The organism is Streptomyces cellostaticus (assembly GCF_001513965.1).
GTDB lineage: Bacteria > Actinomycetota > Actinomycetes > Streptomycetales > Streptomycetaceae > Streptomyces > Streptomyces cellostaticus.
The window spans coordinates 57,381-73,974 of record NZ_KQ948043.1 but is presented as its reverse complement, the minus strand read 5'-3'; the positions used below and the strand labels follow the sequence as shown (position 1 = coordinate 73,974).

Annotated in this window: 14 protein-coding genes and 1 pseudogene; 11 read left to right on the top strand and 4 right to left on the bottom strand. The window is 71.0% G+C overall.

All coding sequences use genetic code 11. The annotated features are described in order from the left end of the window. Nucleotide 1 precedes the first annotated feature (1 nt). From AQI88_RS35645 to AQI88_RS35595, 11 genes are read left to right on the top strand one after another with little or no spacing between them, the layout of a single operon-like run. Nucleotides 2–1,243: a glycosyltransferase gene (locus tag AQI88_RS35645; protein ID WP_067007750.1), complete on the top strand. Its 1,242-nt coding sequence runs from the start codon at nt 2–4 to the stop codon at nt 1,241–1,243. Next, entirely contained in the window at nt 1,240–2,475 is a 1,236-nt protein-coding gene (locus AQI88_RS35640) for a class I SAM-dependent methyltransferase (RefSeq protein WP_067007747.1), read from the top strand. Before AQI88_RS35645 ends, AQI88_RS35640 begins: the two co-directional genes overlap by 4 nt. Continuing rightward, nucleotides 2,472–3,266, top strand: coding sequence for a sugar phosphate nucleotidyltransferase (locus AQI88_RS35635; protein ID WP_067007745.1), 795 nt, complete (start codon nt 2,472–2,474; stop codon nt 3,264–3,266). Before AQI88_RS35640 ends, AQI88_RS35635 begins: the two co-directional genes overlap by 4 nt. Continuing rightward, entirely contained in the window at nt 3,263–3,910 is a 648-nt protein-coding gene (locus AQI88_RS35630) for a PIG-L deacetylase family protein (RefSeq protein ID WP_067007742.1), read from the top strand. Before AQI88_RS35635 ends, AQI88_RS35630 begins: the two co-directional genes overlap by 4 nt. Nucleotides 3,911–3,913: 3 nt before the next feature. Continuing rightward, a complete protein-coding gene (locus tag AQI88_RS35625) occupies nt 3,914–4,939 on the top strand; it encodes an NAD-dependent epimerase/dehydratase family protein (RefSeq protein WP_067007739.1) in 1,026 nt (341 codons plus the stop codon). Continuing rightward, nucleotides 4,927–6,210: a DUF4910 domain-containing protein gene (locus AQI88_RS35620; RefSeq protein ID WP_067007736.1), complete on the top strand. Its 1,284-nt coding sequence runs from the start codon at nt 4,927–4,929 to the stop codon at nt 6,208–6,210. Before AQI88_RS35625 ends, AQI88_RS35620 begins: the two co-directional genes overlap by 13 nt. After that, nucleotides 6,207–7,514 (top strand): MATE family efflux transporter, encoded by a 1,308-nt coding sequence (locus AQI88_RS35615; RefSeq protein ID WP_107118761.1) that lies wholly within the window; start codon nt 6,207–6,209, stop codon nt 7,512–7,514. Before AQI88_RS35620 ends, AQI88_RS35615 begins: the two co-directional genes overlap by 4 nt. Then, a complete protein-coding gene (locus tag AQI88_RS35610) occupies nt 7,511–8,458 on the top strand; it encodes a glycosyltransferase family 2 protein (protein WP_067007733.1) in 948 nt (315 codons plus the stop codon). The genes AQI88_RS35615 and AQI88_RS35610 overlap by 4 nt, the downstream gene beginning before the upstream one ends. Then, nucleotides 8,455–9,687, top strand: a complete 1,233-nt coding sequence (locus tag AQI88_RS35605) for a polysaccharide pyruvyl transferase family protein (RefSeq protein ID WP_067007730.1) — start codon at nt 8,455–8,457, stop codon at nt 9,685–9,687. Before AQI88_RS35610 ends, AQI88_RS35605 begins: the two co-directional genes overlap by 4 nt. Next, complete coding sequence (gene rfbC, locus AQI88_RS35600; protein ID WP_067007725.1) at nt 9,684–10,235, top strand: dTDP-4-dehydrorhamnose 3,5-epimerase; 552 nt, start codon at nt 9,684–9,686, stop codon at nt 10,233–10,235. Before AQI88_RS35605 ends, rfbC begins: the two co-directional genes overlap by 4 nt. Nucleotides 10,236–10,241: 6 nt before the next feature. Continuing rightward, on the top strand, nt 10,242–11,594 hold the full coding sequence (locus AQI88_RS35595; RefSeq protein WP_079058013.1) for a glutamate-1-semialdehyde 2,1-aminomutase: 1,353 nt from the start codon (nt 10,242–10,244) through the stop codon (nt 11,592–11,594). 12 nt (nt 11,595–11,606) lie between these two features. Here AQI88_RS35595 and AQI88_RS35590 read toward each other — a convergent pair whose 3' ends face one another. The 4 genes and pseudogenes from AQI88_RS35590 to AQI88_RS48655 all read right to left on the bottom strand — a co-directional run. Continuing rightward, complete coding sequence (locus AQI88_RS35590; RefSeq protein WP_067007722.1) at nt 11,607–12,293, bottom strand: phosphatase PAP2 family protein; 687 nt, start codon at nt 12,291–12,293, stop codon at nt 11,607–11,609. A gap of 2,112 nt (nt 12,294–14,405) precedes the next feature. Then, entirely contained in the window at nt 14,406–15,518 is a 1,113-nt protein-coding gene (locus tag AQI88_RS35585) for a S8 family peptidase (RefSeq protein WP_244184473.1), read from the bottom strand. 44 nt (nt 15,519–15,562) lie between these two features. Next, a complete protein-coding gene (locus AQI88_RS48660; protein WP_067007716.1) occupies nt 15,563–16,150 on the bottom strand; it encodes a DUF6461 domain-containing protein in 588 nt (195 codons plus the stop codon). Beyond that, nucleotides 16,111–16,305, bottom strand: a pseudogene (locus AQI88_RS48655) (DUF6461 domain-containing protein); the annotation flags it as partial. The gene AQI88_RS48660 and the pseudogene AQI88_RS48655, both read right to left, overlap by 40 nt. Nucleotides 16,306–16,594: the final 289 nt, after the last annotated feature.

The following is a 16,594-nucleotide window of genomic DNA, read 5'->3' as shown; positions in this document are numbered from 1 at the left end:
CATGCACATCCTCGTGGTGCACAACCGCTACGCCTCGGCACAGCCGAGCGGGGAGAACACGGTCGTCGACCAGGAGGTAGGGCTGCTGCGCGCGGCCGGCCACCGGGTCGAGGTGTTCGAGCGGCGCAGCGACGACATCGCCGGCCGGTCCCTGCCCGGCAAGGTCGCGGTGCCGCTGCTCGTGCCGTGGAACCCGGCGGTCCGCACGGAACTCGCCACCCGGCTCCGCGCCGAGCGGCCGGACGTGGTGCACGTGCACAACGTCTTCCCGCTCCTGTCGCCCGCGGTGCTTGCCGCCTGCGCAGACGCCGACGTGCCCGCCGTCGCCACGCTGCACAACTACACCCAGGTCTGCCCTCCCGGCACGCTGCAGCGGGACGGCAGGCCGTGCACCGAGTGCGTCGGGTCGACGCCACTGCCCGCCGTCCGGCACGGCTGCTACCGGAACTCCCGCCTTGCGACGGTGCCGCTCGCGGTCAGCCTGTCGGTCAACCGGCGGCGGTGGTGGTCCGGCGTGGAGCGGTTCTTCTGCATCTCCGCGGCGCAGCGCGACGTCCTGGTGCGGGCCGGCATGCCGGCCGAGCGGCTGGCGGTGAAGCACAACTTCGTGCCCGACCCGGATGCCCGCCGATCAGGCGCCGGCGAACATCTGCTCTATCTCGGCCGGCTCGCGGAGGCCAAGGGCGTACGGCTGCTCATGGCCGCGTGGGACGAGATCGCAGCGAGCGGCGGTGTGGGCGTACCGCTCGTGATCGCCGGCGCGGGGCCACTGGAGGCAGAGGTCACCGCCTGGGCGGCGGGCCGGGACGACGTGCAATACGTGGGCCTGTACGACACGGCGGAGTGCCAGAAGGCCATCGCGCGGTCGGTCGCCGTGGTGGCTCCCTCGACGTGGCTGGAGGCATTCGGCCTGGTGGTCGTGGAGGCGATGGCGGCCGGGGTCCCGGTCGTCGCCGCCGGTCACGGTGCCTTCGTCGAACTCGTCGAGGACGGGGTGACCGGGCTGCTGCACCGGCCGGGCGAGCCGGCCTCGCTCGCGTCCGGCATACGCCGGATCGCGGCCGAGCCGGCCCGCAACCAGGAGATGGGCCAGGCGGCCCGGCTCCGTTACGAACAGGGCTTCAGCCCGGCCGTCGGGCTGGAGCGCCTGGTGGATGAGTACCGCACCGCGATCGCGGGTCGGTCAGCACTGACTCGTGGCGGGGACACCCGCGCGAGCAGGGGGGATGGGGACACTAAATGACACGATGCCGACTCTGCGGCTCGGAGGCGATGGCGAGCGTCGTCGACCTCGGGGCGACGCCACCATGTGAGAGCTTTCTCGCCGCGGACCAACTGGACCAGCCGGAGCCCGCGTACCCGCTGCACCTGCGGGTCTGCACCGACTGCTGGCTCGCGCAGATCCCTCCGCTGATCACGCCGGAGGAGACGTTCAGCGAGTACGCGTACTTCTCCTCGTTCTCGACCTCCTGGGTGGAGCACGCGCGCACGTTCGTCGCCGACGCCGCAGCGCGGCTGGGGCTCGGCACCGACGCCTTCGTGGTCGAGGTCGCGAGCAACGACGGGTACCTGCTGCGGCACGTGGTGGACCGGGGGATCCGCTGCCTCGGCATCGAGCCGTCGGTGAACGTCGGCGCCGCGGCGCGGGACGCGGGTGTGCCCACGCTCACGGAGTTCCTGAGCCCGGACACCGGCGCGGCCGTCCGCGCCGAGCACGGCCCGGCGGACCTGGTCGTGGCCAACAACGTGTACGCGCACATCCCCGACGTGGTCGGGTTCACCCAGGGACTGCGCGCCCTGGTCGCCGACGACGGCTGGGTCTCCATCGAGGTGCAGCACCTGCTGACCCTGATCGAGGAGAACCAGTACGACACGATCTACCACGAGCACTTCCAGTACTACACGGTCGCGTCCGCGATCCGAGCCCTTGCGAGCGGCGGACTCACCCTCGTGGACGTCGAGTTGCTGCCCACGCACGGCGGCTCCATCCGGCTGTGGGCCCGGCCGACCGAGGTGGCAGGCGAGCCGACCCGACGGGTGGCCGACGTACTGGCCCGGGAGAAGGCCGCCGGGCTGCAGGAGCTGTCCGGGTACACCGAGTTCTCCGCCCGGGTGGCCAAGGTGCGCCGGGATCTGCTGCGGTTCCTCATCGAGGCGGCCGAGCGCGGCGAGACGGTCGTCGGCTACGGCGCCCCGGGCAAGGGCAACACCCTGCTCAACCACTGTGGCATCCGGCCCGACCTGCTCCCGTACACGGTCGACCGCAACCCCTACAAGCACGGCAGGTTCACCCCGGGCACCCGCATCCCGATCCTGCCGCCCGAGCAGATAGCCGCCGACAAGCCGGGCTACGTGCTCGTCCTCCCGTGGAACCTGCGGGCCGAGCTGGTCGAGCAGCTGTCCTTCGTGCACGACTGGGGCGGCCGGCTGGTCTTTCCCATCCCGGAACTGAGCATTGTCGAGGTCAAGTCATGAAGGTCGTTCTGTTCTGCGGCGGTTACGGGATGCGGATGCGCAACGGAACCTCCGACGACGTGCCCAAGCCGATGGCGATGGTCGGCCCCAGGCCGCTGATCTGGCACGTCATGCGCTACTACGCGCACTTCGGGCACACGGAGTTCATCCTGTGCCTCGGGTACGGGGCCCACCACATCAAGGACTTCTTCCTCAACTACGAGGAGACGACCTCCAACGACTTCGTGCTGCGCGGCGGGCGGACCGAGCTGCTGTCCACCGACATCTCGGACTGGACGATCACGTTCGCGCAGACCGGCATCGAGTCACCGATCGGGGAGCGGCTGCGCCGCGTGCGCCACCACCTGGACGGTGACGAGATGTTCCTCGCCAACTACGCCGACGTCCTCACCGACGCCCCGCTGCCGGAGATGATCGACCGGTTCGCCGCGCGTGACGCGGGTGCGTCGATGATGGTGGTGCCGCCGCAGTCGTCGTTCCACTGCGTGGAGTTGGGCGAGGACGGCCTGGTGGGCGGCATCACCGCGGTGAGCGAACTGCCGCTGTGGGAGAACGGCGGCTACTTCGTGCTCCGCCAGGAGGTCTTCGACCACATACCGGAGAACGGGGACCTGGTCGCCGACGGATGCGCCCAACTGGCCAAGCGCGGCCGGCTGGTGGCGCACCAGCACCGCGGCTTCTGGAAGCCGACCGACACCGTGAAGGAGCGGGCCGCGCTCGACGCCTCCTACGCGCGGGGCGAGCGCCCGTGGGCCGTGTGGGAACACGACAACGCAGGGGTGAGCGCGTGATCCGGCTCGGGGCCGGGCGCCCGGACCGGATCGTCGCGGTGGGCGCGCACTGCGACGACATCGCCATCGGCGCGGGCGGCACGCTGCTCGCCATGTGCCTCGCGCGGCCCGGTCTCCGGGTCGACGCGCTGGTGCTCTCCGGCGGCGGCAGCGAGCGGGAGCAGGAGGAGCAGGCCGCGCTCGCCGCCTTCTGCCCGGACGCCGACCTGCGGCTGACCGTGCACAAGCTGCCCGACGGCCGGCTGCCCGCGCACTGGGAAGAGGCCAAGGCCGCCGTCGAGGAACTGCGCGCGCAGACCGACCCGGATCTCGTGCTGGCGCCGCGCACCGATGACGCGCACCAGGACCACCGCGGCCTGGCGCAGCTGATACCCACCGCCTTCCGCGACCACCTCGTGCTCGGCTACGAGATCGTCAAGTGGGACGGCGACCTCGGCCGTATGGCGGCGTACCAGCCGCTGTCGCCGGAGATCGCCGAAGAGAAGGTGCGGCTGCTGCAGGAGCACTACCCCTCGCAGCGGCACCGGCCCTGGTACGACCGGGAGGCCTTCCTCGGCCTCGCTCGGATCCGCGGCATCGAATGCCACGAGCGATACGCCGAAGCGTTCGCCGTCACCAAACTCACGCTCAACCTGGGGGGTTGAACCATGCGCGTACTGCTGACCGGACACCAGGGCTATCTGGGAACCGTCATGGCCCCGGTCCTTGCCGCCGCCGGGCACGAGGTCGTCGGCCTCGACGCCGGCCTGTTCGCCGACTGTGTACTGGGCCCGACGCCCGCGGACCCGCCGGGGCACCGGGTGGACCTGCGCGACGTCACGGCCGAACACGTGGCCGGGGTCGACGCCGTGATCCACCTGGCCGCACTCTCCAACGACCCGCTGGGATCGCTGGCGCCGGAGCTCACGTACGACATCAACCACCACGCGTCCGTACGGCTCGCCCAACTGGCCCGCGACGCCGGGGTGCAGCGCTTCCTGTACGCGTCCACCTGCTCGGTCTACGGCGCCGCCGGCGGCGACGACCTGGTGGCCGAGGACGCCCCGCTGCGCCCGGTGACGCCGTACGCGGAGTCCAAGGTGCGCGTCGAGGACGACCTGCACGAGCTGGCCGACGGCGACTTCACCCCCGTGTTCATGCGCAACGCCACCGCCTTCGGCTACTCGCCCCGGCTGCGCGCCGACATCGTGCTGAACAACCTGGTGGGCCACGCGCTGCTGTCCGGCGAAGTGCTGGTGCTCTCCGACGGCACCCCCTGGCGCCCGCTGGTGCACGCCGTCGACATCGCACGGGCCTTCACGGCCGCGCTGAGCGCGCCGCGGGAAGCGGTGCACGACCAGGCGTTCAACATCGGCAGTGAGATCAACAACGTCACCGTCGCCGAGATCGCCGAGCAGGTCGCCGAGGCGGTGTCCGGCGCGAAGGTGAGGATCACCGGGGAGAACGGTGCCGACCCGCGGTCGTACCGGGTGGACTTCTCCCGGCTGCGCGCCGCGATCCCTGACTTCGACTGCGAGTGGACGGTGAAGCAGGGTGCGCTCGAACTCGCCGACGCCTACCGGAAGTTCGACCTGACCCGGGAGGACTTCGACCGACGCTTCACCCGGCTCGCCGTGCTGCGCGCGGCGTCCGAGGCCGGCACCGTCGACGACACCCTGCGGTGGCGCCGGTGACCGCGCACGGCGATGAGATGTACGCCCTGGTGGAGCGGCTGTATCCGCTCTGCCGGAGCATCACCGGCGACGGTGTGCGCGCCACCTTGGACATCGTCGGCGAGTACATCCCGCTGCAGGTGCACGAGGTGCCGACCGGGACGCAGGTGCTCGACTGGACCGTGCCGCAGGAGTGGAACATCCGGGACGCGTACATCGCCGACAGCGCCGGCAACCGGGTCGTCGACTTCGCCGCGTCCAGTCTGCACGTGCTCGGCTACAGCGTGCCGGTGTCGGCGACCATGCCCCTGTCCGAGCTGCGTGAACACCTGCACACCCTGCCGGACCACCCGTCCTGGGTGCCGTACCGCACCAGCTACTACAAGCCGGAATGGGGCTTCTGCCTGGCCCAGGACACCTTGGACGCGATGCCGGACGGCGAGTACGAGGTACGCATCGACTCCACACTCGCCGACGGCCACCTCACCTACGCCGAGCACGTCGTCCCCGGGCAGGTCGCCGACGAGGTCATCGTCTCCTGCCACGTCTGCCACCCGTCGCTGGCCAACGACAACATGGCCGGCGTCGCGGTGGCGACGTACCTGGCCCGGGCGCTGGCCGAGGAAACGCCGTACTACACCTACCGGTTCATCTTCGCGCCCGGCACCATCGGGGCGATCACCTGGCTGGCCCGCAACGCGGAGCGGGTGGAACGGGTCAAGCACGGGCTTGTGCTGGCCTGCGCCGGCGACCCGGGCTCGTTGACGTACAAGCAGAGCAGGCGTGGCGACGCGGAGATCGACCGGGTGATGCGGCACGTACTGGCCGCCTCCGAACGCCCGCACCAGGTCAACGAGTTCACTCCGTACGGCTACGACGAGCGGCAGTACTGCTCGCCCGGGTTCAATCTCGGGGTAGGCTCGCTCACCCGGACCCCGTACGCGGGCTATCCCGAGTACCACACCTCGGCGGACAACCTGGACTTCGTCTCCCCGGAGGCGATGGCGGACACCCTTGCCGTCTGCCGCGAGGCATTCGACGTCCTCGATCGCAACCGTCAGTACGTCAACCTCAGCCCGTACGGCGAACCACAGCTGGGCCGACGCGGGTTGTACGACGCGCTCGGCGGGCGCAGCGACACCAAGCAGGCCCAGATGGCCATGCTCTGGGTGCTCAACCTCTCCGACGGCGAGCACAGTCTGCTGGACGTTGCCGAGCGGTCCGGGCTGCCGTTCGACACCGTCGCCGACGCGGCCGGCGCCCTGCACGAGGCCGGGCTGATCAAGACATGACGTCGATGCCCGTCGAGGGAGAGAATCCGCAGACAGTGGCGCCACCGGCCGGATCCGCCAAGCGGGCCCTCGTCGGCCGACTGTCCTGGGGACTGGCCGACCAGGCGGCCTCCAGCATGTCCAACTTCGCGGTGGGCATCTACGTGGCCCGCTCGCTCGGGGTGACCGCGTTCGGCGTGTTCAGCCTCGCCTGGGTGACCTACGGCGTGGTGCTCAATGTCTCCCGCGGGCTGGCCACCGATCCGCTCGTGGTGCGCTTCAGCGGCGTGTCGGACGCGTCCTGGCGCGGGGCGGTGGCCCGGTCGTCGGGTACCGCACTCGGCGTGGGTACGGCCATCGGCGCGGCGTGTCTGGTGGTCGGGCCGACCCTCGGCGGCCGCGTGGGGCCCGCGTTCGTCTGCCTCGGCGTCATGCTGCCGGGGCTGCTGCTGCAGGACGCCTGGCGGTTCTCGTTCTTCGCCGCCGGCACCGGGCGGAAGGCGTTCGTCAACGACGTCGTGTGGGGCGTCGCACTCGTCCCGGCCATGATCGTGGCGGCCCGCGTGGGCAGCGTGGCCGCTTTCGTGCTCGCCTGGGGCGCGTCCGCCACGGTGGCGGCAGGGTACGGCTACATCCAGTCCGGCATCCGGCCCCGGATGACCAAGGCGCGCGGGTGGCTTCGCGAACAGCGCGATCTCGGCTACCGGTACCTGGTCGAGAACACCTGCCTCAGCGGTGCGAGCCAGCTGCGCGCGTACGGGCTCGGCGCGATCGTCGGGCTCGGCGCCGTGGGTGCGGTGCGGGGCGCCGAGCTCCTGCTCGGCCCGTTCCTCGCCGTGCTGATGGGCCTTTCGCTGGTCACCGTCCCGGAGGCGGCACGGGTGCTGCGGCAGGCCCCGCACCGCCTCGGCACGTTCTGCCTCCTGTTGGGTGGCGGGCAGGCCGTCGGCGCGCTGCTCTGGGGCGGGGCGCTGCTGCTGATGCCGGACCGGCTCGGCGAGTTCGTGCTCGGCGGTGTCTGGCGCTCTGCCGCACAGCTCATCGTGCCGGTCACCCTCGGCGTCGCGGGCGCAGGTCTCGGCACCGGCGCGGCGGCCGGGCTGCGCGCACTCGGTGCGGCCCGGCGCAGCCTGCGTTGCCAGTTGTTCGCCTCCGCCTGTTACGTCGGCGGCGGGCTCGGCGGGGCGGCCGTCGCCGGCACGGTCGGCTCGGCCTGGGGCGTCGCCACCGCGACCGTCAGCGGCTCGGCCGTGTGGTGGCTGCAGCTGCGGTCCGCCCTGCGCGAGCAACACCAAGACTCCATCCGCGAAGTGAGGACCTCATGACCGCCCAACCCAGGCTGAGCATCGGCCTGCCCGTGTACAACGGCGAGGAATACCTGGCCGAGTCGCTCGACGCCCTGCTCGGCCAGACCTACGAGGACTTCGAGCTGGTCATCTCCGACAACGCCTCGACCGACGGGACCGAGGACATCTGCCGCAAGTACGCCGCGCAGGACTCGCGGGTCCGGTACGTCCGGCTGCTCCGGAACGTCGGCGCCACGCCGAACCACAACTACGTGTTCACCCAGTGCCGCGGCGAACTGTTCAAGTGGGCCTCGCACGACGACCTTTACGCCCGCGATCTGCTGCGGCACTGCGTCCAGGCGCTGGACGAGCGGCCGGACGTGATCCTCGCGCACGCCGACCAGGCGGTCATCGACGGCGACGGCCAGGTGAAGGTCCCCTACGAGTACACCCTTGCGACCGACTCACCGCACGCGCCGGAGCGATTCCGCAGCATGCTGTTCGAGCCCGGCGGTGACGACTTCTACGGGGTGATCCGGGCCGACGCGCTGCGCCGGGTGAAGCCGATGGACAGCTACCACCACGCGGACCGCACCTTCGTCGCCGAGATCGCCCTGCACGGGCGCTTCCACCAGGTGTCGGAACTCCTGTACTTCCGCCGCGACCACCCCACCCGCGCCGAGCGGGCGAACCCGAGCAAGCGCTCCCGCTGCGTCAACCTGGACCCGCGCCGGGCGGGCCTGCTGCACCCGACGCCCCGGCTGCTCACCGAGTACGTCTGGGGCTTCGCCTCGGCGATCCGGCGGGCCCCGTTGTCCGGGGCCGACCGGCGCGCGTGCTACCGCCACCTGGCCGCATGGATGACCAGCCGGGTACGGCCGGGCGCCGGTGAGCGGGTCGAGGACCGCGCCCCGGTCGACCCGGCCAAGCTGACCGTCTCCGTCGACGCCCTCGTCGCCGGCCGTGAAGGGAGGCAGACATGACGTCAGCGGACGAAACTCCGGTGCGCGTAGGGGTGTTCGGCCTGCTCGGCTCCGGCAACCTCGGCAACGACGGATCACTTGAGGCCGTCCTCGGCTACCTCCGCTCCGAGCACCCGGAGGCCGTCGTGGACGCGCTGTGCGGCGGACCCGAGGCAGTGACGACCCGGTTCGGGATCCCCGCGACGCGGCTGCACTGGTACCGCGGGGAGTACCGGACCGCGTCGCGGGCGGGCGCGGTCGCGGCCAAGGGTCTGGGCAAACTCGTCGACGTCTACCGAACCGCTGCCTGGGTGCGCCGCCACGACGTGGTGATCGTGCCCGGCATGGGCGTCCTGGAGGCCACGCTGCCGCTGCGGCCGTGGGGCTTCCCCTACTCGCTGTTCCTGCTCTGCGCGAGTGGCCGGCTGCTGCGCACCCGGGTCGCGCTGGTCAGCGTCGGCGCCGCCGAGATCGGCAACCGGCCGACCCGGGCCCTGGTGCGCTGGTCGGCGCGGCTGGCCGCGTACCGGTCGTACCGGGACGCCCCGTCCCGCGACGCGATGCGGGCGATGGGCGTGGACACCGCGCGCGACGAGGTCTACCCGGACCTCGCGTTCGCCCTGCCGACGCCGCGGGCGAGCGCGCCCTCGGGCTCGCCGGGCCTGGTCTGCCTCGGTGTCATGGACTTCCACGGCGGCAACGACGACCGCACCCGGGCCGAGGAGATCCACCGGCGCTACCTCGACGGGACGATCCGGTTCGTCCGTACGCTGGTCGAGGAGGGGAGGCCGGTCCGGCTGCTCACCGGCGACACGTGCGACGAGTCGGTGGTCGCCGCGATCCTCGACGCGGTCGACTCACCGCTGGTCACCGCGGCCGAACCGGCCTCACTGGCCGACCTGATGAACGAGATGGCGGCCGCCGACACCGTGGTGGCCGTCCGCTACCACAACCTGATCTGCGCACTGAAGACCGGAACGCCCGTGCTCGCCCTCTGCTACGCGGCGAAGAGCGACGCACTCATGGACCGGATGGGCCTCGGCGCGTACTGCCACTCGGCACGTGAGGTCGACGCCGACCGGCTGCTCGAACAGTTCCAGGACCTGGAGAAGCACGCGCCGGAGCTACGGCAGACCCTCACCGAGCGAAACCGGTTCGCCGCGCAGCAACTCGCCCATCAGTTCACCGCCTTGACCACGACCCTGTTCCCGGCGAACGACCACGCCCACCCCCCGCGGAAGGCCCCATGAAAGCGACCGAAGTCCCGGAGATCGCCGGCGCCTACCTGTTCGAGTCGACACCGTACGCCGACGAACGCGGCTTCTTCTGCCGCACCTTCGACGCCGACGTGGTCCGCTCGGTGGGCCTCGACCCGCACGCCTTCGTCCAGGACAGCGTGTCCCGCTCGGTCCGGGGCGTGCTGCGCGGCCTGCACCTGCGCTCCGGCGCCGGCGAGGCCAAGCTGGTGCGGTGCTCGTACGGGAGGATCTTCGACGTCGTCGTGGACCTGCGGCCGGACTCGCCGACCTACCGCAACCGGGCCTCCTTCGAGCTGTCCGGCGAGACGCAGACGACCCTGTACATCCCGGCGGGGTGCGCGCACGGCTTCCAGGCGCTGACCGAAACCGCCGACACCTCGTACCGGATCGACCGCCCGCACGATCCGGCCGAGGACGTGACGATCGCCTTCGACGACCCGGAGCTGGCCATTCCCTGGCCGCTGCCGGTCACATCGATGTCCCAGCGGGACCGTGAGGCGCCGAGCCTCGCCGAGGCCCTGAAGCACAAGGAAGGGTGAAGTCGGTTGACCACCGAACACACCGAACACACCGAAGAGACCGCGGAGTTCCTCCTGCCCAGGTCGCAGGCGGCGAACGAGCAGCTGCACTCGATGATCCCCGGTGGCGCGCACACCTACGCCAAGGGCGACGACCAGTACCCCGAGAACCTGGCCCCGGTCATCAGCCACGGCCGCGGCGCCCACGTGTGGGACGTCGACGGCAACCGCTACGTCGAGTACGGCTCCGGCCTGCGGTCGGTCAGTCTCGGCCACGCCCACCCACGCGTGACCGAGGCGGTGCGGCGGGAAATCGACCGCGGCAGCAACTTCGTCCGGCCGTCCGTCGTGGAGGTCGACGCCGCGGAACGCTTCCTGGCCACGGTGCCGACCGCCGAGATGGTGAAGTTCGCGAAGAACGGCTCCGACGCCACCACCGCCGCGGTACGCCTCGCCCGCGCCGCCACCGGGCGCCCGCGGGTGGCCCTCTGCGCCGACCATCCGTTCTTCTCCGTCGACGACTGGTTCATCGGCACCACGCCCATGTCCGCCGGTGTTCCGGCGGCGACCAACGAGCTCACCGTGGCGTTCCCTTACGGGGACCTGGGTGCCACGGAGGAGCTGCTCACCCGGTACCAGGACGAGGTCGCCTGCCTGATCCTCGAACCCGCCACCCACACCGAGCCGCCGCCCGGATACCTCGCCGGCCTGCGCGAGCTGGCCGACCGGCACGGCTGCGTACTGATCTTCGATGAGATGATCACCGGCTTCCGCTGGTCCGAGGCGGGCGCCCAGGGCCTGTACGGCGTCGTCCCCGACCTCTCCACGTTCGGCAAGGCGCTGGGCAACGGATTCGCCGTCTCCGCGCTGGCCGGGCGCCGCGAGCTGATGGAGCAGGGCGGGCTGCGTCACTCCGGCGAGCGGGTGTTCCTGCTGTCCACCACGCACGGTGCCGAAACGCACTCGCTGGCCGCCGCGATGGCCGTGCAGACCATCTACGCCGAAGAGGGCGTCACCGCGCGGCTCCACGCCCTCGGCGAGCGGTTGGCCGCCGGTGTCCGCGACGCCGCGGCCGGCATGGGCGTCGCCGAGCACATCGTCGTCCGGGGCCGGGCCAGCAACCTGGTCTTCGCCACCCTCGACGAGAACGGGCAGCCGTCACAGCAGTACCGCACCCTGTTCCTGCGCCGGCTCCTCGCGGGCGGGGTGCTGGCCCCGTCGTTCGTGGTGAGCAGCGCGCTCAGCGACGCCGACATCGATCACACCGTCGACGTGGTGGCCCAGGCATGTGCGGTGTACCGGAAGGCGCTGGACGCCGCCGACCCCACGCCCTGGCTGGGCGGACGACCGGTGAAGCCCGTATTCCGCCGCTTGGCATGACGTGACGTGACGTCAGCGATGCTCCCGCCGACCGGCGTCGGCCGTCCGATCGGCCAGCTGGTCAGCCATCCGGTCGACCAGCCACGCGGTCGCCGGTATCACCGCCAGCGCGGTGCACCAGCCGCCGAGGACGTCGGTCGGATAGTGCGCGCCCAGGGCGACCTGCGCCCATCCCATCGCGGCGCCGGCCACGAGCGCCGCGGCGAGCACGAGTGACGTGCCGGCCGTCCTGCCGAGGCCGAGCCGGCCGGTCGCGAGCAGCGCCACGATGAGGGCGAGTGCGGTGAAGAAGGCGGTGTGCCCGCTCGGATAGGACAGGTTGCCGGCGCCGTGGATGGTGCGTCCCACCAGATGCTTGAGCAGTGTCGCCGTCCCCACGGCCATGGCGACGCCGGCGACGAAGAGCGCCGCCGCGCGAGGACGCCGAAGCAGCAGGCAGCCCGTCACGATGGCCACCACCAGCATCGTCGATCCGGCGGGCTCCCCCAAGAAGTCCAAGGCCAGAGCGACGTGCCGCCACGGCGGCCGAACACTGTCCGCCGTCGGCGGGATGATCCACCTGTCCACCCTGCCGGGCTTGTCGTGGCCGGCGTACAGAACCCCGAGCACGACGACCACCAGCGCGGCGAGAGCCGCAATCAGCCCGAGCCGCACGCGCAGCGACGGGGGCAGCACCGCGGGCGCCCGCCGGCCGGTCACACGCCCACCGCGTCCGGTCGACCTGCGGTCGTTTGCCCTGATCGGTAGATGGTGTTCCGAATCTTGGCTCCTTGAGACAGGGTGAGGGTGCGGCCCTTCAGCCGACCGGTGGGCAACCATGAATCAGCGGCTTCCTGTTCTCTGCTCCAGGCCCTCTTGAAGACTGGCCGTCCTGCTTTCGGTGATCTTCTTGTCTGCCATGCGCAGCAATGCATTGTGTCCCGGTCCCCGTGGGACCACGAGCCGGTCAACGACCGGCGGATCGACCTGCCGATGCCCGCGCCGGCGACCCCGCCCCACGACGGCGGGGCGTCGCCGCACACCGTGCCCCACCAGCCGCCTCCCACCCTGCGTGGTGGCGGTCGAGCCGAACTCCCCGCTCACGACCGAGACGGGGGGGGAAGTCCGCACACCGTACGGGCTGCGCGGCCGGACCGAGCAAGATTGCAAACACGTCAAGCGCGAACTGGGCCGGGCCGACTTCCAGGCCCGCTCCGGCCAAGCGATCCAACGCCACTGACGCTGGTCGACGTGACCTTCGGCTTCTGCTTGCGCCAACTCCCCACCAACGAGCCCCCGTCGTGTCCGACTTGGCCCGCGCGGGAGCCGTCAGCCTGTGCAGCCCCGAACTCGCCGGCCTGTCCATCACCCTGGCCAAGAGCATCGGGATCAGTCTCTACTTGCCACCCTGCCCAACCATGCGGTCGCGGCAAACCGCCATCGGATGGTCCGCGTGTCAACACTCTTGCACAGCGGCCGCTGTCTTGGCTTCAGGGACGCTACGAAACGGGATGCTGCTCGACCTTTGCCGTCCCGACGCGAATATCCCGACGAGCGCCGCGAGCGGGCGGTCCGCGAGGAGTTGACCGTCCGGCGGCCCGCGGCCTCTTGGATGGCCACGCACTCCACGTGCGAGGTCATAGGAAACAGATCGACCATCACACGTACATGACGACGCGTCCAACGGGTCCCGGATCGTCGATGCCCGTCGCCTCCACCTCGGAGGCTCTGCTCCGCTGGCGGCCCACCACGACGTGACGAACGGACGGATGCACAGCGCAGCAGTGCATGCCACCCGCCGTGCGGAGAACGCCGACACGGGCACCTCCGCGCTTCTCCTGACCGGCTCTCCCTTCACGGCTGGCCCCGGCAGTTCCTGGAGAAGTCCTCCACCACACGTCGGCGCCCTGTGGGCTCCCTCCCTCCAGGCGTGGCTCGGCTTTCTCTCCACGGATGCCGCCACCTGGTCACGTGTCCTGCACCTTGCCCAGCGCGGCGCACTCGCCCCGCGGGCGAGCGCGTCGTCGGACAGTTGGCAGCACGACCTGACACAGGCATACCGGTGGGCCTTCGACACCTGGCCGCGCCTGACATACACCCGTCGCGCAGGAAGAATGCGGGACGTGGTCCGTGAGGCGGAAGAGGTGGGACACGGCTCTGCCCCAAGAGCACGGCGGCTTTTTCCTCCGGGTCGGCGACCACGTCTCCCGCATGGCCGGCGCACACTCGCTACGGCCGAACGCACCGCCATCCACCGCACCCCCATCGAGGCCGCATGGTCACTCGCACGCCGCCCCGTCCAGGACACCTGCCGTCCTGTCTCCGGCTCGGAGATCGACAACGTCGGGCAGGTGCGGGTTTGTTTCCGCGCAGGGCCGCGAAGCCGTGAGCGAGCGGCACGTCACCCGCTACACGTTGCAGCGGAACTCACTCCCGCGTTCGGTCCATGCCAGCCTCATCTGTAAGCGGCAGGGCGGTGAAGTACGGCGTCGCCACCACCTTGCCGCCCAAGCCGCCTCGCGGGCCGACCGCGGCTCCATACAGCACATCGATACGATCCTCGGTCGCCCCGGAGGGCAACCGCTCCGTGAACGCGGCCGCCACCGGGTTCGGGGCGGAGAACTCGCTCCAGGCTGCCTGCCAGGTCCGCACGATCGCCGGTAGCGGCCCGCCCAGTTCAGAGGCGGCGAACGCGTCCAGAGCCTGGGCGGCGGCCGTCCCGGCGACGACCGGGTCAGCAGGGTGTGGGCACGGTGGCCGCGCGACTTGCGCCCGCCATTGCGGTGAGGTGCGGCGCTTGGGTGACCATGCGACCGGGGCGGCGGGAGCAGGTCACAGACCGCCGGTGTTGAGCAGCCGGTTGGGAGTGTCGGAGCGGACGCCGTGCACGACACCGGGGGTGGCCGTGTGGTCGAGCCAGACGTGGACCTCGTTGGCGGTGGCGTGGGGGTGTGCCGACAGATACAGCGCGATCACGCCGGTCGCATGCGGCGCAGCCCAGGACGTCGCGCCGTCGTCCTCCGTGGTCGTACCGCCGCCGGCGAGGGCGGCGGTCACCTTCTGGCCCGGGGCGTACAGGTCCACGCACCGTCCGTAGTCCGATCCGTAGGAGCCGCCGTCGCTCCACGGCCGGTCGTTCGAGGTGGAGGCCGCCACGACGATCGTGCCGGGGACGCCGGCCGGGGAATGCTTGCAGGCGTCGTCATGGAAGTTGCCGGCCGACACCACCGTCGGAATCCCCGCGTCGACCATCTTCTTCACGGCGGACTCCAGGGCCGCCGACCGGTGGTCGAAATTGAGCGACATGTTCACCACCGCAGGCTTCTGCGCGTGCGCGGTGACCCACTTGACCGACTTCACCAAGGCCGCCTCGGCCGCCGCCGGGGAGCCACCGCCCTCGCTCTCGCACAGGATGCCTTGGACCCTGACGAGCTCCGCCTTGGGCGCCACCCCGTACCTCGCCCCGCCGATGATGCCCGCGACGAACGTGCCGTGACCGAGCCCCTCCTCGCTGAAGCAGTCACCGGAGTCCTTCGGGCCCACGAAGTCGGCGCCGAGGTGGGCGCGTCCGCCGAACTCCTTGTGGGCGATGTCCATCCCGGTGTCGATCACGTAGACGTGAACGCCTTTGCCTGTGGCGGTGGTGGTGAACGTCCCATTCAGCGGCCGCGACCGCTGGTCAAGAATGTCCAGGTTCCACGGCACGTGCCGGGTGATGGACGACGCCGCGGTCTGTGCGGTCCCGGAGAAATTCGCCACAGTGCCGCCAGACGTCGACGCCGAGCCGGACGACGCCCCGTCCCCGGAGGGCGCCACGGACACCCCCTTCCCGTGCGCGGGGAGCTTCCCGCCGCTCCCTGCGGCCGCCGCGCCGGCTTCCCCGCCGCAGGCCGAGGCCCCGAGCACCGTCGCCATGGCCACCACCACGAGACCGGCCTTTGTCACGTTCCGCGTCACAACGTCCCCCCACATCCCTACTTCGTACACAGTCAGCGCACAAGACGACCACAGGGGGCGGGCGGTTGCAGCGGGGCGTGCGGGTGGGTCGGTTCACGCACTTGATGGAAGCCTGCCCGGCGGCGCCCGGGACGGGGACTTGTTGCCGGCACCCCGAAACCCTCCCCATCCGGCAAAGAGAAAAAGGGCTCTGACCGGACGGAGCGCAAGGACGCGGCGCAGCCCGGCCATGCGTACAGTCCGCCGACGGGGATATCGATGCTGCCGCAGGTGAAGGTCGTGTTCCGGAGGAGGTCCGGGTGCAGCCGTACGCCGGTCAGGTACTCGGCCAGGGCGAAGGCGGCCTCCATCGAGAGGTCGAGGCCGGTGGGCTCCGTTCCGAGGCTGAACCCGATGGCGTGCATGACCGGAAGCAGCTCGTCCGGGTGGGTTCCGGAGCGCTCTTCGGGGAGAGCCGGGTCGAACCAGAGCCGCGTGGTGCCGTCGTCCGCCCAGACGAGGCCGGCGCCGCCTTGGACGTCCGAGTAGTGGGAGACCCACTGCGTGTGCCCGCGGACACCTTGAGAGCCGTGGCGTCGGTGACCCCGCCGTGTCCGTTGGGCTCGACCATCAGTGTCCATGCGCCGACGGAGGTCATCGCGACCAGCTGCCGCCGACTGCCGGAGCGCCGCAGGAGGTCGAAGGCGGCCTCGGAGACCGCGTTGATTCCGGTGCGCGCCTCCTCCGTCCGCCCACCCAGGCGACGCAGCAGTCCACCGGGCGTCACATGGCGCACCAGCGTGAAGCCTTACGCCTCCGCAATGTGGCGACGGCCCGTGTTCCGGGCTCGGCAGGGGAGAACCACTGAGCCCGAAACGTCGACGTCGCCATGCATGGGCTTCAGGCTTCAGGCTTCACCTGATGACGTACCGGGCGACCGGCCGTGGGACACGCACGCGAACGTCGGCAGAGGGTAGACGGATTCGACTCGGCTACACCGTCGCGGTACGGTCACCTGTCATGCACACGATGCTCGCCGCGCGGCTGGGACAGCACGGGTGACGATCGGTGAAGGCTCGTCACCA

Coding starts and splice junctions, on each gene's coding strand:
- AQI88_RS35645 (WP_067007750.1), top strand. CDS start 2: ATGCACATCCTCGTGGTGCACAACCGCTACGCCTCGGCACAGCCGAGC.
- AQI88_RS35640 (WP_067007747.1), top strand. CDS start 1,240: ATGACACGATGCCGACTCTGCGGCTCGGAGGCGATGGCGAGCGTCGTC.
- AQI88_RS35635 (WP_067007745.1), top strand. CDS start 2,472: ATGAAGGTCGTTCTGTTCTGCGGCGGTTACGGGATGCGGATGCGCAAC.
- AQI88_RS35625 (WP_067007739.1), top strand. CDS start 3,914: ATGCGCGTACTGCTGACCGGACACCAGGGCTATCTGGGAACCGTCATG.
- AQI88_RS35615 (WP_107118761.1), top strand. CDS start 6,207: ATGACGTCGATGCCCGTCGAGGGAGAGAATCCGCAGACAGTGGCGCCA.
- AQI88_RS35610 (WP_067007733.1), top strand. CDS start 7,511: ATGACCGCCCAACCCAGGCTGAGCATCGGCCTGCCCGTGTACAACGGC.
- AQI88_RS35605 (WP_067007730.1), top strand. CDS start 8,455: ATGACGTCAGCGGACGAAACTCCGGTGCGCGTAGGGGTGTTCGGCCTG.
- rfbC (WP_067007725.1), top strand. CDS start 9,684: ATGAAAGCGACCGAAGTCCCGGAGATCGCCGGCGCCTACCTGTTCGAG.
- AQI88_RS48660 (WP_067007716.1), bottom strand. CDS start 16,150: ATGGACACTGATGGTCGAGCCCAACGGACACGGCGGGGTCACCGACGC.